Raw genomic sequence first — 23111 nt, 5'->3', positions numbered from 1 at the left:
ACAAGATGAAGTGGAATGAAGTAAAAATCGAGACTGCTAGTGAAGCAGTTGAAGCAATCGCAAATATTTTGATGGAAGCCGGCGCAAGTGGTGTCGCAATTGAAGATGCCCTAGATATTGAAAACTTCCAAAGTGACGAATACGGTGAAATCTTGGATAAAGAAACAATTACCTCTTTAAAAGAAGGGGCCTACGTTGCAGCGTATTTTCCAGAAACTATTTTTTTACCAGAAATTTTACCATTTATTCGTGAAGAAGTGGCAAAATTGCCAGAATATGGTTTGGCAATCGGTAAAAATGAATTAACAGTGAGCGAAGTAGCGGAAGAAAATTGGGCAACTGCTTGGAAAAAATATTATCATCCAGTGCATATTTCACGTTATTTGACGATTGTCCCAAGTTGGGAAGAATATACACCACAACATACCGACGAAAAAATTATTACTTTAGATCCAGGAATGGCTTTTGGAACAGGCACGCATCCAACGACACGTTTAACCTTACAGGCTTTGGAAGTGACCTTGCGTGGAGGCGAAACAGTCTTGGACGTTGGAACGGGTTCAGGTGTTTTAAGTATTGCGAGTAAATATTTAGGCGCGGATGAAGTTCATGCGTTTGATTTAGATGATGTGGCTGTACAAGCAGCACAAGAAAATATGGATTTAAATGCCATTGCTAGTGATGTGCAAGTGAGTGCCAATGATTTATTGAAAGGCATAGACACGCCAGCAGATATCATTGTTGCCAATATTTTAGCGGATATTATTGTGTTAATGGTCCCTGATGCATGGCGTTTATTAAAACAAGAGGGTACCTTAATTGTTTCGGGAATTATTCATGAGAAAAAACAAATGGTCATCGATGCCTTGGAAGCACAAGGGTTTGAAGTAGATCAAGTATTCCAACAAAAAGATTGGTATGCCATCATTTTGAAGAAACCTGAGGAAGATTAAGATGCAACGATATTTTTTAGCTGAAAACTATACACCTAAAGAACAATATGAAGTAACGGGGGAACCTTACCATCATATGGTCCGTGTCATGCGCATGAATACTGGACAACAAGTGTATTTAGCCTTTCAAAATCAATTGTCGATTATTGCTGAAATTAGTGCGATTACCGATGCTAGTGTTATCTTAAAAGAAATTGAAAAAGAGCAACAAGAAAAAGAACTACCAATTTCGATTACAATTGCAAGTGGGTATCCAAAGGGTGATAAATTAGATTTAGTGGTTCAAAAGGGAACGGAACTAGGCGCAGCAGGGTTTATCGGTTTTCCAGCCAAAACCTCGGTAGTAAAATGGGATGCTAAAAAATTAGCAAAAAAACAACAACGCTTAGAAAAAATTGCTCAAGAAGCAGCGGAACAATCACACCGTCAAGTAACCCCGATTGTTGAGCTTTTGGCAACCGAAAAAGAATTTTTAGAAAAAGTAGCTACCTATGACGTCATTGTTGTTGCCTATGAGGAATCTGCGAAACAAGGAGAACATGCGCAGCTTGCCCGTATTTTGCAAAAGGTGGAAAAAGGTACCCGTTTATTGGCTATATTCGGACCAGAAGGCGGACTTGCTCCTCAAGAAATTGAAACATTGGTTGCGATGAATGGACAGCTTTGTGGCTTAGGTCCTCGTATTTTACGAGCAGAAACAGCGCCGTTTTATTTATTAAGTGCGGCGAGTTATCAATTAGAATTAATGTAAAAATTCCTTGATAACTTTGGTTTTACAGGTTTGAAAAAAACACGGAAAATTTGTATAATATAACTGGTACTTAGGGATAGAAATTCCCAATCGGTCTCTTGTATACAAGTATAACCAAGAAGAGTCTGGGCGTTCGTCCAGACCTTTTTTCTCAAAGGAGGTTCCTACAATGGCTAAAGAAACGATTATGTCAGGCCCAACAGTGGTAAAACTTGTCTCTTATTATATGAGTAAAGAGCATGTTGCGTTTGTCCAAAAAGCGTTGGATTATGCAACCAAAGCGCACGAAGGACAATTTCGTAAATCTGGCGAACCCTATATTATTCACCCCATTCAAGTTGCGGGAATTCTAGCAGAATTACATATGGATCCTCATACGGTAGCGACAGGTTTTTTACATGACGTTGTCGAAGATACAGATGTAACGTTAGAAGATTTAAAAGCAGAATTTGGCCCTGATGTGGCAATGCTGGTTGATGGCGTTACAAAATTAGGAAAAATTATGTACAAATCGCATGAGGAACAATTAGCAGAAAATCACCGCAAAATGTTGTTAGCAATGGCACAAGATTTACGCGTAATCATGGTGAAACTGGCCGACCGTTTGCACAATATGCGGACATTAAATCATTTGCGTGAAGATAAGCAACGACGGATTGCCCAAGAAACAATGGAAATTTATGCCCCTCTCGCACATCGTCTAGGGATTAGTCGAATTAAATGGGAGCTAGAAGACCGTTCGTTACGTTATTTAAACCCAAATCAATATTATCGCATTGTTCACTTGATGCAAACCAAACGTGAGGAACGTGAAGCGTATGTGGAAGGAACAGTTGAAGAAATTCGTCTAGCGACAGAAGAACTCGATATTTATGCGGAAATTTATGGTCGTCCCAAACATATTTATTCTATTTATCGCAAAATGGTGGATAAGAAAAAACAATTTGATGAGATTTATGATTTATTAGCTATTCGTGTAATTGTCGATTCTATCAAAGACTGTTATGCAGTTTTAGGTGCGATTCATACGAGATGGAAACCTATGCCGGGACGTTTCAAGGACTATATTGCTATGCCAAAAGCAAACATGTATCAATCCATCCATACGACAGTGATTGGTCCGAATGGCAATCCAATCGAAATTCAAATTCGGACCCATGAAATGCATGAAATTGCCGAATTTGGGGTTGCGGCTCACTGGGCATACAAAGAAGGACACACCGAAGAAATCAAACCAGATGCCATGACTCAACAGGTTGGTTGGTTTAAAGAAATTTTAGAGCTACAAGATGAAAGCTTTGATGCTTCTGAGTTTATGGAAGGGGTTAAAGGAGATATCTTTAGTGATAAGGTCTATGTCTTTACACCAAAAGGAGATGTCTCTGAATTACCAAAAGGATCTGGTCCGCTTGATTTTGCTTATAATATTCATACCGATATTGGAAGTAAGACAGTTGGAGCCAAAGTGAATGGCAAAATGGTTCAATTGGACTATAAGTTGAAAACAGGCGATATTGTAGAGATTATGACTTCGGCTAATTCATCTGGACCAAGTCGTGACTGGTTAAAATTAGTCGCAACAAGCAAAGCGAAAAATAAAATCAAACGTTTCTTTAAAACACAAGATCGTGAAGGAAACATCGAAAAAGGCCACGAAGCAGTAGTCAAAGCGTTGCAAGATTTAGGTTTTGTTCCTAAAGAAATGCTCTCTAAAGCTAAAATGCAAGAAGCATTGCAACGCTATAATTACCATACAGAAGATGATTTATTTGCAGCAGTTGGTTATGGTGAAGTTAGTCCAACTACTTTAGCCAATCGATTAACTGAAGAAGAACGTCGTGAGCAACAAATCGAAAAAGATAAACAACGTATGCAAGAGATCATGAACCAACCGGCGAAAAAAGAGCCAGAAAAGATGAAAATTCGCCATGAAGGTGGCGTTGTGATTCAAGGTGTGGAAAACTTATTGATTCGAATGAGTCGTTGTTGTAATCCGGTACCAGGTGATGCTATCGTGGGCTATATTACGAAAGGGCGCGGTATTTCTATTCATCGTGCGGATTGTCCTAATGTGACGAATGCGCCCGAATATGAAAATCGTTTGATTGAAGTAGAATGGGAAGACACAGCAAGCAATCAAAAAGAATATGCCGCCGATTTAGAAATTCATGGCTATGATCGTTCAGGATTATTAAATGATGTGCTACAAGTCATTAGTTCTCAATCGAAAAAACTTCTTGGCGTGACAGCACGTTCAGATAAAGACAAACAAGCAACCATTCGTCTCTCTGTTTCAATCCAAAATCTGTCTCACCTGCAAACCATTACAGATAAATTGAAACAAGTACCGGATGTTTACAGCGTCCATCGTGTGAAAGGATAGAAAAATGCGCGCAGTTATACAACGAGTAAGTGAAGCAAGTGTCAAAATTAATGGCGAAATTACAGGTGCTATTGCACAAGGATATATGATTTTATTAGGGATTCATACCGAAGATACCCAAGCAGATGTCGAGTATTTGATTGGTAAAATTGCCAAGTTACGTGTTTTTGAAGACGATGAGGGCAAAATGAATCGCAGTATTGCAGCTGTTTCTGGAAGTATTTTGAGTATTTCACAATTCACGTTATATGCAGAAACGAAAAAAGGTAATCGTCCAAGTTTTATCAAAGCAGCACGTCCAGAAATAGCCATCCCATTATACGATGCGTTTAACGAGGGGTTACGCCAGTTAGCGATTCCTGTAGTTACTGGAGAATTTGGCGCGGATATGAAAGTATCTTTAGTCAATGATGGTCCTGTGACAATTATTTTTGATACACGAGAATAAAAAAGAGGCTGTAACATTGGCCTCTTTTTTTTGTAGATACGCAATGGATAGGATGTGATAATTATGAACAATTCTAATAAACTCTCTCTTGTAGTTTTCCCCTTATTTATTCTTCTTTATATTCTGCCTTCGTTTCCTTTTAAAAAATGAATCGTGATTTTATTGGGCTTGGTTACTTTTGGGGGCTTGCTTTATGCTAGATATCAAGCAAAGAAGATGGGCTAGGTTGTATCGTTCACTGAGAAGTGAGCGATTTTTTTGTAACGTTTAGGCATAAATTTGCAACGTTCAGGGTAAAAACGATTTTCACACGTATAAAAAAGGTATACTAAAAATTAAAGTAGCAATGATTATCTATTATTCATTTATCCGTGTCTTACAAAACTGTTAGTTCCTTTTACTAGTGCATTTTTGAAAAAAAACGATCGGAAAAACGCGGAACGAACGCTTTTTGATGAAGTTCATTTTTTTTCGGTATGAAAAAGACAACAGCCGTATGTGAAAAGCTTAGAAAAGGGATTGTAAGCCTTTTGCATCTGTGGAATAATGAATAGAAATGTGATAGGGAGGATTTAGGAGATGAAATTTTGGCAACGAGCACTGAAAAGTGTGACACGAAGAAAAGGGCGATCATTTATTTTGTTTTTAGTCATTTTTATTTTAGGTAATGTAATCGCTGGCGCAGTTGCAATTCAACAATCTACACAGAATGTTGAAAAAGAAACGAAGAAACAAATGGGAGCACAAGCAACAGTCGAAATGGATTATGAAAAATTTGATAAAGATCAACAAAAAAATCCCGAAAAATTTGAAGATGATAAGTGGTTTACGACACCGCCTACGAAAGAGTTAGAAGCAATTGGCAAATTACCTTATGTTAAATATTATGATATGTCGATTTCTGCGTTTATTGGTACCAATAAATTCAAGGCATATTCACCAGAAGAAGGTGGCGTCAGTTATGGAGGCAGCTATAAATATAGTTTCAACATCAAAGGCGTGAACCGTAAAGAAGTTGTTGATTTAGAAGAAGGAATTATCAAATTGGAAAGCGGCGAAACGTTTACCGACAAAGCGATTAAAGATGGTGAAAACACGGTATTAATCAGTCGTGAAGTGGCGGAAGCAAATAATCTTTCTGTGGGTGATCAAGTAGCCATCGATGTTACAGGTGAAGTTTTCTCTGAAGAAATGATGTCAGAAGACAATGAAGAACCAGCTACTCCAGAAATTGCTACTTTTGATTTTCCAGTTAAAGTTGGTGGGATTTTCTCAGTAGTGAAAAAAGAAAATAAAGAAAAAAGTAAAGACGAAGGCATGGATGAAGAGGAATGGCGTGCAGTGGAACAAATCAACACGCTTTATATGCCAAATGAATTAGTCAAAGCTTTAAATAAAGAACAATCACAAAAAATTTGGAAAATGAGTGAAGAAGATTTAGCTTTACAAGAATCACAAGACTATTATCAAGTAACGTATGTTCTGAAATCAGTGGATGATGTCGAAGCTTTCCGTGAAGAAGCCAATGCGTTAATTAGTAACGAATATTACCAAGTCTTTGCGTCAACGGATCAGTATGAACAAATTGCAGGTGGCATGAAAAAATTAGGCACGATTTCAAAATATGTCGTGATTATCGCTGCATTAGCAACAATTTTAATTATTTCATTAGTTGTCTTGCTATTCTTGCGTGACCGTAAACATGAATTGGGGATTTATCTTTCTTTAGGCGAAAGTCGCACCGAAATTATCGGTCAAATTGTGGTCGAGTTGTTATTAACAAGTATAATTGCTTTGGTCCTTTCTCTGGTAACAGGAAATCTTTTAGGTGGTGCAGTATCCAATTCTTTATTACAAACAGACTGGTTAAGTAATTCAGGAGATATGATGAATGGCTATATCGGTGGTTATTCGTTAAATACACCAAATGTTTCTTATGACGATATTCAATCTGCTTATAAAGTAACGTTCTCAGTGGGTTATATCATTAGCTACTTACTTTTAGGTTTAGGAACTGTGTTACTTTCAGCGATTTTACCATTGCTTTATATTTTACGCTTGAATCCGAAGAAAATTATGATGTAAGGAGGATGAAATAATGGTTTTATTGGAAACAAAAAAAGTTGATTATTTTTATCAAGATGGCGATCAACGCCGTTATATTTTAAAAGAAACCTCTGTGTCTTTTGAAAAAGGCACCTTCTATGCCATTTTAGGACAATCTGGGTCAGGAAAAACGACTTTCCTGTCGCTAATCAGTGCATTAGATTCACCTAAATCTGGTGAAATTTTATTGAATGGAAAAGATATTAAAGCATTGGGGTATGATAAATACCGTCGTGATGAAATTAGTATTATTTTCCAAAGTTATAACTTAATTCCTTATTTGACAGCAGTTGAAAATGTATTAGTGCCAATGTCGATTACGGATAATAAATTACCAGATAACCATCGTGAGGTAGCCTATAACTTGTTGGATTATATCGGTATTACGCGCGATAAAGCTGATCGTTTAGTGAATCAGTTATCGGGGGGAGAACAACAACGTGTGGCTATTGCCCGGGCATTAGCAACGAACGTAGATATTATTCTAGCAGATGAGCCGACAGGAAATTTAGATGAAGAAATGGAACAAGAAATTGTGGATATCTTCAAAGAATTGGCACATACGCACAATAAATGTGTCATCATGGTTACTCACTCCAATGAAATTGCCCAACAAGCCGATGAAATGTTGTATTTAAGAAAAGGTGTGTTGAAACCATATGAGTGATTTTCTTTCTAATTTTACGAAAAACAATTATGATGGGCAAAAAAAAGAACCTTCTAAAAAACAGCCTGAATCAGAAGAAGCTGTAGCAGAAGAAGAGACAACTGAAGAAGTGGTTGAAAAAGTCGTTTCTGAACCGACTTCTGAGTCGAAAAAAGAACCGACCGAAGCGCCACCGACACGTCAAGCGAAAACAAAGTCAACTGACGAACCACCCGTCAGTCGTTTTCAAACAGAAGAAACAGAATTTGATCCAACGTATCAAAAACGCCAACGAAGAAAATATATCTTCATTGGGATTTCCGTTGTTTTAGCAGCAGTGGCGTTGTTTTTCACGTATTATCAATTAACGCATGTGAAAGTGCCCGATTTTGTGAATAAAGAAATTTCAGAAGTACGTGCATGGGGAACTGAAGAAGGCGTAGTTATTAAAGTAGATCAAGAATACGATTTTGATACCGATGTCAATAATGTCATCTCGCAAGCTGTGGCGCCGGATAAAAAAATCAAAAAAGGCAAAACCCTCACCATTAAAGGTAGTCTAGGCGCAGATCCAGAAGAAAAAATTACATTGCCTGACTTTAAAACAATGGATAAAAAAGCGGCCTCTGATTGGATTACAGAACACAAAGCAGAGAACATTACTTTGTTAGAATCATTTGATAATAACGTGGCAAAAGGTGAGTTTATCAAGCAAGAAGCGGCCAATAAAGAGTTGAAATTAGACGATTATAAACGCCAAGACCGCCTAACTATTTATTATTCAAAAGGCAAAGAAGTCTTTGAAAAAAATATTGAAGTTCCTGATTTTAAAGGCAAACCATTATCCGAAGTAACGGATTGGACGAAGAAAAATGATGTGAAGTTGAAAACGGAAAAAGATTTTTCAAATGATGTAGCTGTGGATACAGTCATTTCACAAGAGACAAGCAAAGGAACAAAAATTGCGAAACAAGACGAAATTGTTGTTCATGTGTCCAAAGGTAAGGCGATTGTTGTGCCGGATTATGCCATGTATACGATGGAAGAAGCTAGCGGTATCGAATCAAAAGTTCCTGTGATTATCAAAAATCTGTATTCTTCGGATGTTCCTTATGGGCAATTTATTAGCCAATCTGTAGAATCAGGTAAAGAATACACAGAAGGTGACACGATTCCACCAGTGGAAGTGGTGTACTCTCAAGGTCGACCATACATGAAAGATTTACGTGGAAGTACGACAGAAGGAGATTTACCAAAATTATTCTTTGATGAATACCAATCAAAAGGAGCCTATATTTATTATACGGTGTATTATGTGGATTCTTCTGAACCGAAAGGAACCGTTGTCGAAATGAGTCAATACGGTCAATTTTTACCAATTGAAGCAACGATTAGTATCGGCATTAGTTTAGGCAACTTGAAACCCAAAGTAGAAGAAATACCAGAATTTCCTGAAACACCTACGTCTGAAACTGACGAGGCAACAACTTCGATGAAATCAACAGAAGAATCAGTAGTGAGTGAATAAAAGCTATCCGAAGCAGCACGCTTCGGATAGCTTTTTTATTTGAGAACGTATGTTTGTTTCATGGTGAGAGATATGCTATATTGACAACAAATAACTATGCTAGAAAGTAGGAACGTACAATGAAACGACTGTATACAACAACGGCAACCATTGGTGAGGAAGAATATATTTTTGCAGCAACGGATAAAGGTTTGGCTTATTTTGATTTAGTGGCGAATAATGAAGATTTAGCGAAGTTTTTTAAAGGATATGACGTATTTGTTGATGACCAAAAAGTCGCAATGTATGTGCAACCTTTGAAAGATTATTTTACTCAGACGGGTACAACTTTCTCCTTTCCGGTCGATTTAATTGGCACAGATTTTCAAAAACAAGTTTGGCAAGAACTCCACAAAATTCCTTATGGCACGACGATAACATATAGTGCCCTTGCAGAGAAAATTGGGCGACCGACAGCAGTGCGTGCTGTTGCCAATGCAGTTGGTAGAAATCCTTTGTTAATCGTAGTTCCTTGTCATCGTGTGTTAGGAAAAGATGGTTCACTGACTGGTTTTCGTGGAGGCTTGCTACTGAAACGTCGTTTACTAGCGATTGAAGGTCACACTTATTCTTAAAGATTCTATCCGCGCGATACAAAGGGCGAGGAACACACGCACTATCGTTCGGATACAGTCTCTTTTTTGTATAGAAAGCAAATTTCAGATATAATTAAATTATTAGAATTTTGCATCAATTTATAGAGGAGGGAGATCATGAGTTCGATTCAACAATTTAAGCAAGCCGACATTCATCCAGAAAATGGCTTGTTTTCCAGTACTAAAACCTTAATTGAAACATTTTTTTATGGAAATAATGTAGAAGTTATTCTCAATTTAGAAAGCGCTTACTGTAAAGCGGAGCAAGCACCAAATACGATAGTTACTGATGTACCTGTAAAATATGCGGATAAACTAGGTTTACCTAAGGATGCTAAGATGCTTGTTGGAAATGATGGTAAAGTAGTCGGACGAACATCCGCAGCACGGGTCATTATCGGGCAACCGGGAGTCGATCAAAAATATTATGATGGGTTATTGCGTGAAGCATTGTATCAAGCAACGAAACAGCAATTTTATCAAGGGAATGTGGTTGTTGGACTAGATGAACAGTTTATGATTCGAAGTCATGTATTGGTACCAGAAGGTTTCGAGCTAAACTTATATTCCTACTTATTAAATTTTCAAATAGAAACTGACCAATGGCGCACACGTTACGAAGATTCCCAACCCTTCAATGAAAATGATATCTATTTGTTTGCGAATCCAGAATGGACCCATCCGGATTTTCCTCATGGACTAGCATTGTTTGATCCCATTCATAATGTTGCCGCAATTTTAGGATTGCGTTATTTTGGCGAGTTGAAAAAAGGAACATTGACCTTAGCTTGGGCAACTGCCCATCGCAACCAATTTGTGGCATGTCATGGCGGAGTGAAACAATATCATTTAGCGGATCGGAAATTTACGATGGCAACATTTGGTTTATCGGGATCGGGGAAATCCACGATTACTTTAACAAAGCATCACGGACGATACCATGTGGATGTCCTCCATGATGACGCCTTTATCATTCATCAAGACACAGAAACAACGATTGCTCTGGAACCAGCTTATTTCGATAAAGTGCAAGATTATCCGTTAACCGATAGTCGCGTTGCTTACTTTTTAACGCTGCAAAATGTAGGCGTGACCTTAGACGAGCAAGGCCGAAAAGTTCCAGTGTTAGAAGACATTCGCAATGGAAATGGTCGTACGGTTAAATCGCGTTACGTTACGAAAAATCGAGTGGATGTCATTACGGAAAAATTAGACGCTATTTTTTGGATTATGAAGGATGATAGTTTACCACCAGTTGTGAAAATTGATGATCCAGTTTTAGCCGCAGTTTTTGGTTTAACTTTAGCCACTAAACGAAGCACAGCGGAACATGTGATTGGTGATGTTGACTTGGATACCTTAGTGATTGAACCCTATGCCAATCCCTTCCGTAGCTATCCTTTAGGCGAAGATTATGCCAATTTCCGAGAACTATTTCAAAAACAAGCAACCGCCTGTTATATTCTAAATACTGGCGCATTTAACGGGAAAAATATTGCTCCTGAAGTCACTTTAGCAAGTGTTGAAACCATCATTGAACATCCGGAACAATTTGTGCCGTTTGATTCGATGGAAGGTATGACTTATTTACCAATTGATGGGTTTGTGGTTGATTTTACCCAAGGAGCTTATTTAGAAAAAGTGCTCGCACGTATGCAAGAACGTTTGGATTTTATCTTAAAACAAGATGAATTTAATGCGTTGCCCCAAGAAGCAGCACAAGCAATGGCAAACGTCATTGCTTCATTACAAAAACTAATTTAAAACATTCGCAGGAAATGCTTAGTTGGCCATTTCCTGCGAATGTTTTTGGCGTACAGCAGAAGGGGCAATCCCGTATTGTTTTTTAAAGGATTTACTAAAATGATAGGCATCTTCATACCCAACGGCTCGTGCAACTTCTTTAATGGGATATTCTTCGGTGACTAAAAGTTGATAGGCTTGTTGTAGACGAATCAAAATTAAATAATTAATTGGTGAAACACCAGTCACTTCCTTAAAAATTTTCGATAAATAGGTGGGACTGACAAAATGAGTCGTCGCTAATTGTTCAATTGTAATTTCTTGGGCATAATTATTTTCGATGTAGGTAATAATGAGTTGGACAGCTTGTTTTAAGCGATCGTTTTTGCTTAAAATCGCAGAATCCGCTTGTTCATTTTGTTCTAAACAGCGTAAAATTAAGCCCATCATTTCAAAAATTAACCCTTTACAAATCAAGTTGATATGCTGACGACCAAATTCGTTAATTAATTGCCATGCTTTATCAAAAACTTTGATTTGATCCTCTTGACTACTTAAAAGAATCTCTTGATTAGGAAATGTATTTTTAGAAAACCCTTCCAATTCGAAGCGACCAATACCAATGTGCAGTTGGTGCGAATGTGTATTTGGCAGTTGTCGTTCAGCATGTTCTACATAAGGATTGAATAATAAAATATCGCCTCCACGTACAGTTTGCCAACGTTGATTAAAGAAGTAAGATGCTTCGCCTTCTAAAATAATGGAAATTTCGAAAAAATCATGATGGTGTTTTTTATTTTCGTTATTTTCAGGATTCCAGACATCAAACGCATAATAAATGCTTGGATTAAATTCTTGAATATCCATCGACTCACCTCCATTTGTATTATAACGTAAAATTAAAATTAGATGATATAAAAGCATCAAATACCTATTGGAAAAATGGCAAAAATCTCCATCTTTCTTACTAGAATATTCCATTCTAATTTAAAATCAGAGCGGTATGATAAGGGATACAAAGGACAGTTTGGAGGGATGTTTATGAATAATTTTCAATGGATTTGGCATTACGCCAAAATTTATAAAGGACGCATGGTTCTAGCACTTATTTTTGTTGTAATGAATGCTATCTTAATTATTGTAAATCCAGTCGTTTCAGGAATGCTTGTTGACCAAGTGATTGATCAAGGAAAGGGAAATTTATTGGTGCCCTTATTAGGAATCATGATCGGGATTACGTTATTTCGAACAATCATCCGTTATTTGTATCAGATGATGTTCGAACGGATTGGTCAAAATGTGTTGTTTCAACTTCGGAAAGATATGTATAAGAAGTTGCAAGAATTAGATTTCGATTTTTTTAACCATACACGTGTCGGTGATATTATGGCCCGAATGACAGGCGATACAGATGCGATTCGCCATTTTGTTTCATGGGTATCGTATAACATTATTGAATGTATTTTATGGTTTGTGACCGCTATTATGATGATGGCAACGATTAATTTGCCATTAATGCTGGCATTAGTGGTGATTACACCAGTGATTTATTTCTTAACGATGAAAATGTCCAAAGAAGCACACCCAGTCTTTTTTGACATTCGTGAGAGTTTTTCACGTTTAAACTCAATGGTGGAAGAAAATATAGGTGGGAACCGAGTAGTAAAAGCTTTTGCACGCGAACCCTACGAAATTGAAAAATTCCATGCCTACAATGAAGATTATAAGCAAAAAAACATGGCATCAGCAAAAGTTTCAGGGAAATATTTACCTTGGTTAGATATGTTGGCAGGTAGTTTAAATTTAACGACGTTAGTATTAGGTGGCTGGTTTGTGATTCAAGGACAGATGTCATTAGGTAATTTAATTACATTTAATGGTTTTTTATGGATGCTCAATCAACCAATGCGTATGAGTGGTTGGTTGATTAATGATGTGCAACGTTTTTCTGCTTCTTGTGTCAAAATTCGCCAAGTGATGAACACGCAAGCAACAATTCCAGTGGAAGGTGAAGAAGCGGTTGCTATTCAAGGGTATGTGACATTCGACCATGTGTCCTTTCATTTTTCAGATGATCCAAATAGCAATGTGTTAGAAGATGTTTCGTTTAAAATTGCCCCAGGACAAACCCTTGGTATTTTGGGTGAAACAGGATCAGGGAAAACCACCTTAGTCAATTTAGTGGCGCGTTTTTACGATCCGACGAGTGGACGGGTCTTAATTGATGGCAAAGATGCAAAAAGTTATCCTGTTCGTCAATTACGCGAAAATATTTCAATGGTCATGCAAGATGTCTTTTTATTTTCAGACACAATTGAGGACAATATTGCTTTTGGGAATCCTTATGCAGATGAAGCTTATATTCAGCGCGTAGCCGAAATTGCAGATGCGCATCATTTTATTAGTCGCATGCCAGAAGGATATGAAACGATTGTCGGTGAACGTGGTGTGGGCTTATCAGGCGGTCAAAAACAGCGGATTTCTTTAGCCCGAGCCTTGGCAAAAGACCCAGCAATTTTAATCTTAGATGACACGACTTCGGCAGTGGATATGGAAACTGAATCGAAAATTCAAAAAGAACTAACGGCACTAACCGATGCGAAGACCACGTTCATTATTGCCCACCGTATTTCTTCTGTGCGTGAAGCCGATTTGATTTTGATGATGGAAAAAGGACGTGTCGTTGAAGCTGGAACGCATCAAGAATTGGTAGCGAAAAAAGGCTTTTATTACGATGTTTATCAGAAGCAACTTGGTTTAGTAGACGGGGAGGTGAAGTAAATGGCACGAAATAAATTCGATGTAGATGAGGAATTGACCCGTGAATTTAATTGGTCACATTATCAGCGTTTAGGCGGATATATTAAACCTTATCGTACAGCCATTTTTAAGGTGTTATTCATCATTATTTTGGCGAATACAGCAGGAATGTTAGGGCCATATTTCACAAAAATTGCGATTGATGATGTGATTCCTCAAAAAAATATTCCGTTACTGTTAGGGTTAGGTATGATTTTTTTACTTTCGCTTTTTGTGATTGCCTGGTGTATGAAGTATCGTATTTTAGCAATTACAGAAATTGGGCAAGACATTTTGAAAGATATGCGTTCGTCCATTTTTGAACATCTACAACGCCTGCCCTTCTCGTATTTTGATAATCGTCCTCATGGAAAAATTTTGATTCGTGTTGTGAATTATATCAATACGTTAAGTGATTTGTTGAGTAATGGGCTAATTAATTTAATTTCTGATATTTTTAGTGTCATTATTACGTTGTTGTTTATGTTTTTCATTGATGTCAAATTGACGTTGTATAGTTTGGCGTTGTTGCCTATTTTATTTATTTTGGTGATGGTGATTACTAGTCAACAACGTAAAGCGTACCAAGCTTTGAGTAATAAACAATCGAATTTAAATGCTTATATTCACGAAAGTATTGCGGGGATTAAGATCACTCAATCGTTCGCGCGTGAGAAAAAGAATTATGAGATTTTTAATGAAGTCAGTGAAGAATTTCGGACTTCATGGATGCACGCTGTAAAAATCCAATTTTTATTATGGCCTGGTGTTCAAAATATTTCCGTATTAACGACGTGCCTGATTTATTTCTTAGGCATTCGGCAAATGGGCGTGGACGTTTCGACGGGAACATTGATCGCTTTTATTGGGTACATTAATAATTTTTGGAACCCTGTCATTAGTATCGGTAATTTTTACAATTCATTGGTAACAGCGACAGCTTATTTAGAACGCATTTTTGAAACGATGGATGAAGTTCCTGATATTCAAGATGCACCCGAGGCAAAAGTATTGCCACCGATTCAAGGGCGTGTTGATTTTGAAGAAGTGACGTTCCGCTATGAAGAAGGCAAAAATATTTTAAATCATGTGACGTTTCATATTACTCCGGGACAGTCGATTGCGTTGGTGGGTCCAACTGGTGCAGGAAAAACAACAATTATTAATTTACTCAGTCGTTTTTATGATGTCAACGAAGGATATGTAAAAGTGGACGGTTACGATGTCCGCGAGGTGACATTGCATTCGCTACGAACACAAATGGGTGTGATGTTACAAGATACGTTTGTTTTCAGTGGGACTATTTTAGAAAATATTCGCTATGGTCGCTTAGATGCTACGGAAGAAGAAATTATCGCAGCAGCAAAAATTGTGCGTGCCCATGATTTTATCTCAGAGTTAAAAGAAGGGTATCAAACGATAGTAGAAGAACGAGGGAGTACCCTTTCTGCAGGGCAACGCCAATTAATATCTTTTGCTCGTGCTTTGTTGGCGGACCCGAAAATTTTGATTTTAGATGAAGCAACTTCCAGTATTGATACCAAAACCGAAGAGCTTTTACAACAAGGATTGCAAGAACTATTAAAAGGACGAACCTCATTTATTATTGCGCATCGTCTATCGACCATTAAAAATAGTTCTCAGATTTTTTATATCGATCAAGGGCAAATTGTCGAAGCCGGTACCCATGATGAGTTAATGGCACAAAAAGGCAAGTACCATCATTTGTACCAATCACAATACGATTTGATTCATACCAATTAAGAAAAAAGCATCTGTTGGACTTTTTAGTAAAAAATACCTAAAAAGTACGACAGGTGCGATTTTTTTGTTATAATGAAAGCGCAACACGATTTAAGGGGGAAAATACATGACAGCATTAGAAAAATTGCAAAATGGTTCAGACATTCGCGGCATTGCGATTGCTACCGAAGAATATCCAGCTAATTTAACACCGGCTGCGATGGAAAAAATTGCTTCAGGTTTGATTCATTGGTTACGTACCAAAACAGGTGAGACACCACTTGTGGTTGGTGTCGGTCAAGACAGTCGTTTAAGTGGTGCCAGTTTAAAAACAGCTTTGATTGATGCGTTGATACGTCAAGGTGTCGATGTGATTGACTTTCATTTAGCGACCACACCCGCGATGTTTATGAGTACACAATTTCCAGAATTTGCGTGTCATGCAGGTGTCATGCTAACAGCAAGTCATTTACCTTATTACTTTAATGGTGTCAAAATTTTCAGTCGCCAAGGTGGAGCTGAAAAAGAAGATATTCAATTTATTTTAAGTCATACGGAAGAACAATCGGCTGCAACGGGTCACGTTCGTGAAGCGGATATTTTAACGCCTTATGCGCAAGATTTGGTGCAAAAGATTCGCCAAGGAATTAAAGGCACACCGCAAGAGCCGTTAAAAGGATTAAAAATCATTGTCGATGCGGGGAATGGTGCAGGTGGTTTCTTTGCAGATAAAGTCTTACAACCACTCGGTGCCGATACAACAGGTTCCCAATTTTTAGAACCAGATGGACATTTTCCAAACCATATTCCAAATCCAGATAATAAAGAAGCCATGGCGAGTATTCAAGAAGCGGTGTTAGCCAACAACGCTGATTTAGGGGTTATTTTTGATACGGATGTTGACCGTTCTGCGGTAGTGACCAAAACTGGTGATGTGCTAAATCGTAACAACTTAATTGCTGTGTTAAGTCGGATTGTTTTAGCGGAACATCCAGGGACGAGTATTGTCACTAATTCACCAACGACAGATCATCTAAAAGAATTTATTGAAGCGTTAAATGGCAAACAAGTGCGGTACATTTCAGGGTATCGTAATGTTATCAACAAAGCGATACAATTAAATGAAGCGGGGATTGATTCCCAATTAGCAATTGAGACAAGTGGACATGCTGCGTTTAAAGAGAACTATTTCTTAGACGATGGCGCGTATGTCATTGCTAAAATTTTGATGTTATTGCCACAATTGCAAGCGGAAAATCAAACATTAGAAGGATTGATTGCTGACTTGAAGCAACCAGCCGAAACCCAAGAAGTTCGTTTCAAATTAGAAGCCGACGAGTATCGTGCGTTAGGAGAAGCGGTGATTGCTGCTTTGGCTACACATCAAGTTGCGGGATGGACAGTTGATCCTGAAAATGACGAAGGGATTCGTTTTAAATTATCTGATACATTTGGTTCAGGGTGGTTCTTATTGCGCATGAGTTTGCATGAACCATTGTTAGTTTTGCAAGTTGAAAATGATGAAGCGGGAATCATTCCAAGTGTATTACGTGAAATCCATCAATTTTTAACGGCGTACGAAGAAGTGAATCAAGAAAAATTAGTCCCATTTATTTAACAGTCTGAGCCAAGAATTTTCGAATTCTTGGCTTTTTTGTATGGAGTATCCATGGTCTAAATACTAGAAATTTGGTACAGTAAAGAAGACAAGGAGGCACGAACATGGCAAAAATTATGATTGTAGAAGACGAAGCAGTTATTGGTCAATTAATTATGGAAGAATTAGAAAAATGGCAATTCGATACATTTGGTACGACTGATTTTCATCAAGTCTTATTAGATTTTAAAACAGAAGAACCACAATTAATTTTGTTGGATATTAACTTACCGGTCTTTGATGGGTACTACTGGTGTCAAAAGATTCGTGAAATCTCAAAAGTTCCGATTATTTTTATTTCCAGTCGTAACACAAATATGGATATGATTATGGCGATGAATATGGGTGCCGATGATTTTATTACGAAACCATTTGAGTTAGACGTCTTAGTAGCGAAAATTAATGCATTATTGCGTCGCTCGTATAACTATGTAGAAAACAATAGTGAAACGATTAGCCATAATGGATTAGTGCTGAACGTGGATAATGGTAGTGTCGATGTGAACGGCGAAGTGATTGATTTAAGTAAAAATGAGTACCGTCTTTTGTATATTTTGATGAAAAATCACGGGAAAATTTTAAGTCGTGAGAAGTTACTACGTGCGTTATGGGACGATGAACGATTTGTAGATGATAATACCTTAACTGTGAATATTAATCGTTTACGTCGCAAAATAGAACAAGCTGGTGTAAAAGGCTATATCGAGACGAAGGTTGGTCAAGGATACATTATTCCATGAGGTGAGCGATGAGTATTTGGAAATATTTAAAAGATCAGTGGTGGGTGTTTATTGGCTGGTTTCTTTTTGTGGGCTTAACGATGTTTATTATTTGGCTATCTCCCGGCGTGCATCTAAGCGTAGGCACTTTTTGGTATTTGATACTGATTCAAAGCGTGGTGTTAGGCATTATCTTAGCGGTGCATTATTTATCGAAACGTCGTTGGTGGCAAGAATTATCGTTTCATGAAGGCGATAGTGTGTTACAAAAATATCTTTCGACGGCGCGCAGTGAAGAAGAACGCTTGGAACAAGAATTTATCAACCAAGTCATTCGCGAACACCAAGAAAATATGCAACAAGTAGTCACCAATCAAGATGAGCAAAAAGATTATATTGATTCATGGGTTCATGAAATCAAAGTTCCTTTAGCGGCCAGTCAATTGTTATTACGTTCCATTGAATTTGATATTGAGGATAACAAGTACATGGCTTTAGAAAATGAATTGCATCGGATTGATGAGTATGTTGACCAAGTGTTATATGTCGCACGTTTGGACAGTTTTACCAAAGATTATTTGATTCAAGAAACATCATTGAAACAGATTATTCAACCTGTATTACGTAGCCAAGCCAATTATTTTATTCAAAAAAATATTCGATTTACAGTCGAAGGAGACGACCAACAAGTGTTAACAGACTCTAAATGGATTGGCTTCATTTTTCGTCAGTTATTAAGCAATGCGATTAAATATACGCCAGAAAATGGCACGATTACTATCGTGCTACACAAAAAACGTGAAGGTGTGCAGTTGGAAATGACAGATAGTGGCATTGGCATTCCAGAAGAAGACATGCGTCGGATTTTTGATAAAGGTTTTACTGGTCAAAATGGGCGTAACGCACAAACACATTCAACAGGGCTTGGATTATATTTAGCTAAAAATTTGGCAAAACAATTAGGTGTGACGTTAACAGCAGAATCGGTTGTCGGAACAGGGACGAAGATGATGTTATTTTTCCCTATGCTTAGTTACTATGAAGAAGAACGCTAAAAATTCTCTCATATAACACATGTTACTATTGTCATGATGGGGCATTCATTGTTAGAATAATACGGTGTTTTTATTACTTTTTAACAGAATGGAGCTATTATGACAATTTTAATTGCCTTAGTACCAATGCTTGCTTGGGGAAGCATTGGACTTGTGAGTGGGAAAATTGGTGGCGATGCCAATCAACAAACGTTAGGGATGACGATTGGTGCGTTTCTATTTTCTCTCGTATTATTCATTACTTTACAACCAACTATTACCCCTTGGATTTGTTTGATTGGTTTTTTATCCGGTCTTTTTTGGTCAGTCGGACAAAACGGTCAATTCCATGGAATGAAATACATGGGCGTTTCTGTAGGACTACCGATGTCGACAGGGATGCAGTTAGCGTTAAATACGTTAGCAGGTGCAGTCTTTTTTCATGAATGGACCCAAACACGTGATTTTGTGATTGGTTTATGTGCGTTATTCTTCTTAGTTTTTGGTGCTTATTTGACTGCTCGCCAAGATGATGAGAAAGCTGTTGAGACTTCGGGACGTTTGTATGATTTTGGTAAGGGTTTCCGCGCGTTAATTTTCTCAACAATTGGTTATGGTGCGTATACAATTGTTATTACTTGGGCAAAATTAGATCCGTTAGCAATTATTTTGCCACAAAGTATTGGCATGATCATGGGCGCTAGTTTATTTGCTTTTAGAAAAGTAAAAATTGATGCGTTTGTGTGGAAAAATATGGCTTCAGGTTTGTTATGGGGAATTGGAAATGTGTGTATGTTAATGACTGTGCAACAAATCGGTTTAGCCATTGGTTTCTCACTATCACAAATGGGAATTATCATTTCAACATTAGGTGGTATTTTTATTTTAGGTGAAAGTAAAACGAAGAAGGAATTCCGTTTTGTCATCGTGGGCTGTCTCATGGTGATTATTGGCGGACTATTGTTAGGTTACTTAAAAGCTTTATAAGCAGGACTTAACAGGTGGTGGACACATGAAAGTATTTAGAAAAAAGTCAGCGGATAAACAAGCACTCAGCTATTTAACGAAAGAACTGACTTTAAAAGATTTAATTATGTTGGGCATTGGCGCCGTTATCGGCACAGGGATTTTTGTCATCACTGGTCAAGCTTCTGCCAATTATGCTGGGCCTGCGTTAAGTGCATCCTTTATTGTTGCGGCAATTGTAGTCATTTTAAGTGGGTTGTGTTTTGCAGAATTTGCTTCACGTGTGCCAATTTCAGGGGGCCCTTATGGCTACATGTATGTCGTTTTTGGTGAATTAAGTGCTTGGATGGCAGGTTGGTTTTTAATCTGTGAGTATATGTTAGCCGTATCATCTGTGGCATCAGGATGGTCGGGATATGTTCAAGGATTTTTAGGAAGTATCAATCTTTCGTTACCACATGCATTAACTGCCAGTTACAATCCCAAAGAAGGAACGTATGTTGATTTAATTGCTGCACTGGTGATTATTTTTATCACGTTATGGGTAACGCAAGAAGTGAAAAAAGCCTTGCGATTAAATAATTTGATGGTCTGGGTGAAATTTGGCATTATCATTTTATTTATTGTTGTTGGAGTATTTTATGTGGACCCGAATAATTGGCAACCATTTATGCCTTATGGAACAAAAGGGATTATGAATGGTGCTGCCTTGGTTTTCTTTGCCTTTTTAGGGTTTGATGCGATTTCGATGGCAGCAGAGGAAGTCAAAAATCCTCAAAAAGACATTCCTAGAGGGATTATTGGGGCAATTGTTATTGCGACGTTACTGTATATTACAGTGACGATGATTCTAACTGGAATTGTTCCCTTTGAACAATTAGGTATTGGCGATCCAGTTGCGTTTGCGATGCGGTATGTCAATAAAGGACTTATCGGTTCAATTATTTCTGTTGGGGCTATTTTAACGCTGCTGACAGTAACGATTTCGATGTTGTATTCATTGGCACGATTGATTTATGCGATTAGTAAAGATGGTTTATTGCCAAGTTTCTTGCAAAAAATTGATGAGAAACGTCGGACACCTAAAAATGCGACCTATGTTGCAGGAGGCATTGCTTTGTTTTTTGCAGCCGCTTTTCCATTAACTATTTTGGCAGAATTGACAAACATCACTGGTTTAGCTTGTTTGGTGATGATGTCTCTAGGGATTTTACGCTTGCGTAAACAATTAGGAGCGCCAAAAAAAGGCGAATTTCGAGTGCCCTTTGTCCCAGTATTGCCACTGGTTTCAGTCATTGCGTGTATCTTTTTAATGACTCGTTTTAGTGGAGTGACCTGGTTGGTATTTGGGATTACTAGCGTTATTGGTTTAATCATTTATTTCGTATATGGTTACCAACATAGTCATTTGAATAAAAAATAAAGATGTTGGCGCGGAACACGTGCCAACATCTTTTTTGTATGTTAGTGAAAAAATAGCGTATATTACAATAAAAGTAGAAGAATAGAAGGAGTGATGGAAATGAAAAAAAACATTATTTTTTTCGTTCGATTGTTTTACGTAGTGTTGCTGATTTTAGGATTAGGTGTGTTTGGTAAAGGCATTGCTTTGGGAGATACACGTTATATTGTTGGATTATTGCTTTTTCTATTCGTAACAAGTGTCAATCTGTGGCGTTTTGAGAAGAAAACCAACTATAAATTAGAAAGTCTTCCTATGAAAAAAACCAATTACAACGAGGTAATTGGTTTTTTGATTAATTTTGGTTGCCTGAAGTGATGTCTAAGAGACGTTGTTTCAAGTCTTCTTCCATCATTCCCAATTCCACTTCCGCATTGCGACGTTTTTCTTTTCCTTCTTGTTGGATGCGTAATGTTTCTTGGATTGTTTCGACTAAGTCATTTTGTGTTTGTTGCAAGGTTTCGATATCCACGATTCCACGTTCGTTTTCACGAGCTGTTTCGATAGCCGACACTTTCAACATTTCTGAGTTTTTACGTAATAAATCATTTGTTGTCTCAGATACTTGACGTTGTGCTGTTGCGGCATCTTTTTGACGTAGTAATGTTAAGGCAATGACCACTTGGTTTTTCCACAATGGAATTGCTGTATTGATGGATGCGTGAATTTTTTCTGCTAAAGCTTGGTTTGTATTTTGAATCAAACGAATCTGTGGTGCTTGTTGAATGGTAATTTGGCGTGCTAAACGCAAATCATGCGTGCGTTTGTCTAAACGATCTAAGAATTGTGAATAGTCGTTTGCGATTTGCACATCCATTTGGTCGCCTGTTTTTTGCGCTTTGTCTAGAGCTTCAGGAATAATTTGCGTTTGTAATTCTTCCATTTTTAATTCACCAGCTGCGATATAGATGTTTAACGCATCAAAATAATCTTTGTTTTTGTTGTAAAGCTGTTCAAGCATTAAGTTATCTTTTAATAATCCTTCTTTTTCCTTGTCCAACTTCACAGCAACTTTATCGATTTGTGCGCCAATTTTTTGGTATTTGGCGGTAATTTCATAAATCGATTGTTTCACTTTACCAAACATACGCTTGAAGATACTACCTTCACCAGCACGTAAATCGTCGGGATTGGCTTCTTGCAGACGATACATCAATTCTGTTAATGAGTCGCCTACAGGTCCAATATCGGCTGCTTGTACATGATTTAACATCGATTGTGAAAAATCACTTAGTTTTGTTTGTGCCGCTGCACCGTATGTAATGACAGCTTGTTGGTCAGTTGCATCAATTTTTGCCGCTAATTCTTTGGCTTGTTGTTGACGACTTTCTGGCAACTGGTCAATTAAACGAGGTGCTTTTTGTTGTTCTTGTAACGATGAGATTTCTTGTTTTTGCGTAGTTGTTAATGAATCTAAGTTGGCAGCAAATGGATCGCTTAATAAATCTTCTAATGTATCGGTAACATCTGTTTTAGGTGTGTCAGTCATATATGTAGTTCCTCCTTTAATAGAAACAGTGATTTATTCGAGAGAAATG

General features: G+C 37.7%; 19 protein-coding genes. 17 read left to right on the top strand and 2 right to left on the bottom strand.

The genetic code is table 11. The annotated features are described in order from the left end of the window. The first annotated feature begins 5 nt into the window (after window positions 1-5). From prmA to PYW32_RS11495, 9 genes are all read left to right on the top strand, one after another. Window positions 6-953 carry a 50S ribosomal protein L11 methyltransferase gene (gene prmA, locus PYW32_RS11535; protein WP_016174135.1) on the top strand — a complete coding sequence of 316 codons (948 nt, stop codon included), beginning with the start codon at window positions 6-8 and terminating at the stop codon, window positions 951-953. Window position 954: 1 nt separating this feature from the next. Continuing rightward, on the top strand, window positions 955-1704 hold the full coding sequence (locus tag PYW32_RS11530) for a 16S rRNA (uracil(1498)-N(3))-methyltransferase (protein ID WP_016174136.1): 750 nt from the start codon (window positions 955-957) through the stop codon (window positions 1702-1704). A 169-nt stretch (window positions 1705-1873) separates the two neighbouring features. After that, on the top strand, window positions 1874-4087 hold the full coding sequence (locus PYW32_RS11525) for a RelA/SpoT family protein (RefSeq protein ID WP_016174137.1): 2214 nt from the start codon (window positions 1874-1876) through the stop codon (window positions 4085-4087). Between the two features lie 4 nt (window positions 4088-4091). Beyond that, window positions 4092-4535, top strand: coding sequence for a D-aminoacyl-tRNA deacylase (gene dtd, locus PYW32_RS11520; protein WP_016174138.1), 444 nt, complete (start codon window positions 4092-4094; stop codon window positions 4533-4535). Between the two features lie 579 nt (window positions 4536-5114). After that, on the top strand, window positions 5115-6620 hold the full coding sequence (locus PYW32_RS11515; RefSeq protein WP_016174139.1) for an ABC transporter permease: 1506 nt from the start codon (window positions 5115-5117) through the stop codon (window positions 6618-6620). Window positions 6621-6633: 13 nt separating this feature from the next. After that, window positions 6634-7308, top strand: a complete 675-nt coding sequence (locus PYW32_RS11510) for an ABC transporter ATP-binding protein (RefSeq protein WP_016174140.1) — start codon at window positions 6634-6636, stop codon at window positions 7306-7308. Continuing rightward, window positions 7301-8815, top strand: a complete 1515-nt coding sequence (locus tag PYW32_RS11505) for a PASTA domain-containing protein (RefSeq protein ID WP_016174141.1) — start codon at window positions 7301-7303, stop codon at window positions 8813-8815. The genes PYW32_RS11510 and PYW32_RS11505 overlap by 8 nt, the downstream gene beginning before the upstream one ends. Window positions 8816-8934: 119 nt before the next feature. Next, window positions 8935-9429 (top strand): methylated-DNA--[protein]-cysteine S-methyltransferase, encoded by a 495-nt coding sequence (locus PYW32_RS11500; protein ID WP_016174142.1) that lies wholly within the window; start codon window positions 8935-8937, stop codon window positions 9427-9429. Window positions 9430-9567: 138 nt separating this feature from the next. Continuing rightward, window positions 9568-11214 (top strand): phosphoenolpyruvate carboxykinase (ATP), encoded by a 1647-nt coding sequence (locus PYW32_RS11495; RefSeq protein WP_016174143.1) that lies wholly within the window; start codon window positions 9568-9570, stop codon window positions 11212-11214. 18 nt (window positions 11215-11232) lie between these two features. Here PYW32_RS11495 and PYW32_RS11490 read toward each other — a convergent pair whose 3' ends face one another. Continuing rightward, window positions 11233-12060 (bottom strand): AraC family transcriptional regulator, encoded by an 828-nt coding sequence (locus tag PYW32_RS11490; protein WP_016174144.1) that lies wholly within the window; start codon window positions 12058-12060, stop codon window positions 11233-11235. 174 nt (window positions 12061-12234) lie between these two features. Between PYW32_RS11490 and PYW32_RS11485 the strand changes: the two genes are divergently transcribed. From PYW32_RS11485 to PYW32_RS11450, 8 genes are all read left to right on the top strand, one after another. After that, window positions 12235-13974, top strand: coding sequence for an ABC transporter ATP-binding protein (locus tag PYW32_RS11485; protein WP_016174145.1), 1740 nt, complete (start codon window positions 12235-12237; stop codon window positions 13972-13974). Next, complete coding sequence (locus PYW32_RS11480) at window positions 13975-15756, top strand: ABC transporter ATP-binding protein (protein ID WP_016174146.1); 1782 nt, start codon at window positions 13975-13977, stop codon at window positions 15754-15756. It begins immediately after the preceding gene. Window positions 15757-15862: 106 nt separating this feature from the next. After that, window positions 15863-17353, top strand: a complete 1491-nt coding sequence (locus PYW32_RS11475) for a phosphohexomutase domain-containing protein (protein WP_016174147.1) — start codon at window positions 15863-15865, stop codon at window positions 17351-17353. 104 nt (window positions 17354-17457) lie between these two features. Then, entirely contained in the window at window positions 17458-18132 is a 675-nt protein-coding gene (sapR, locus tag PYW32_RS11470; RefSeq protein WP_016174148.1) for a two-component system response regulator SapR, read from the top strand. A gap of 8 nt (window positions 18133-18140) precedes the next feature. Next, window positions 18141-19166 (top strand): two-component system sensor histidine kinase SapS, encoded by a 1026-nt coding sequence (gene sapS / locus PYW32_RS11465; RefSeq protein WP_016174149.1) that lies wholly within the window; start codon window positions 18141-18143, stop codon window positions 19164-19166. Window positions 19167-19265: 99 nt separating this feature from the next. Further along, the gene (locus PYW32_RS11460; RefSeq protein ID WP_016174150.1) at window positions 19266-20132 is read left to right on the top strand and encodes a GRP family sugar transporter; all 867 of its coding nucleotides are present in this window, start codon (window positions 19266-19268) and stop codon (window positions 20130-20132) included. A 25-nt stretch (window positions 20133-20157) separates the two neighbouring features. Next, window positions 20158-21534 (top strand): amino acid permease, encoded by a 1377-nt coding sequence (locus PYW32_RS11455; RefSeq protein WP_016174151.1) that lies wholly within the window; start codon window positions 20158-20160, stop codon window positions 21532-21534. Window positions 21535-21633: 99 nt separating this feature from the next. Next, the gene (locus PYW32_RS11450) at window positions 21634-21891 is read left to right on the top strand and encodes a hypothetical protein (protein ID WP_016174152.1); all 258 of its coding nucleotides are present in this window, start codon (window positions 21634-21636) and stop codon (window positions 21889-21891) included. Here PYW32_RS11450 and PYW32_RS11445 read toward each other — a convergent pair. Next, window positions 21869-23062, bottom strand: a complete 1194-nt coding sequence (locus PYW32_RS11445; protein ID WP_016174153.1) for a toxic anion resistance protein — start codon at window positions 23060-23062, stop codon at window positions 21869-21871. The genes PYW32_RS11450 and PYW32_RS11445 overlap by 23 nt on opposite strands. Between the last annotated feature and the right edge of the window lie 49 nt (window positions 23063-23111).

The sequence above is a fragment of the Enterococcus saccharolyticus subsp. saccharolyticus genome, from assembly GCF_029023825.1.
GTDB classification, from domain to species: Bacteria; Bacillota; Bacilli; order Lactobacillales; family Enterococcaceae; genus Enterococcus_F; species Enterococcus_F saccharolyticus.
The sequence above is the reverse complement of the archived record's forward strand: the minus strand, read 5'-3'. Positions and strand labels throughout refer to the sequence as shown.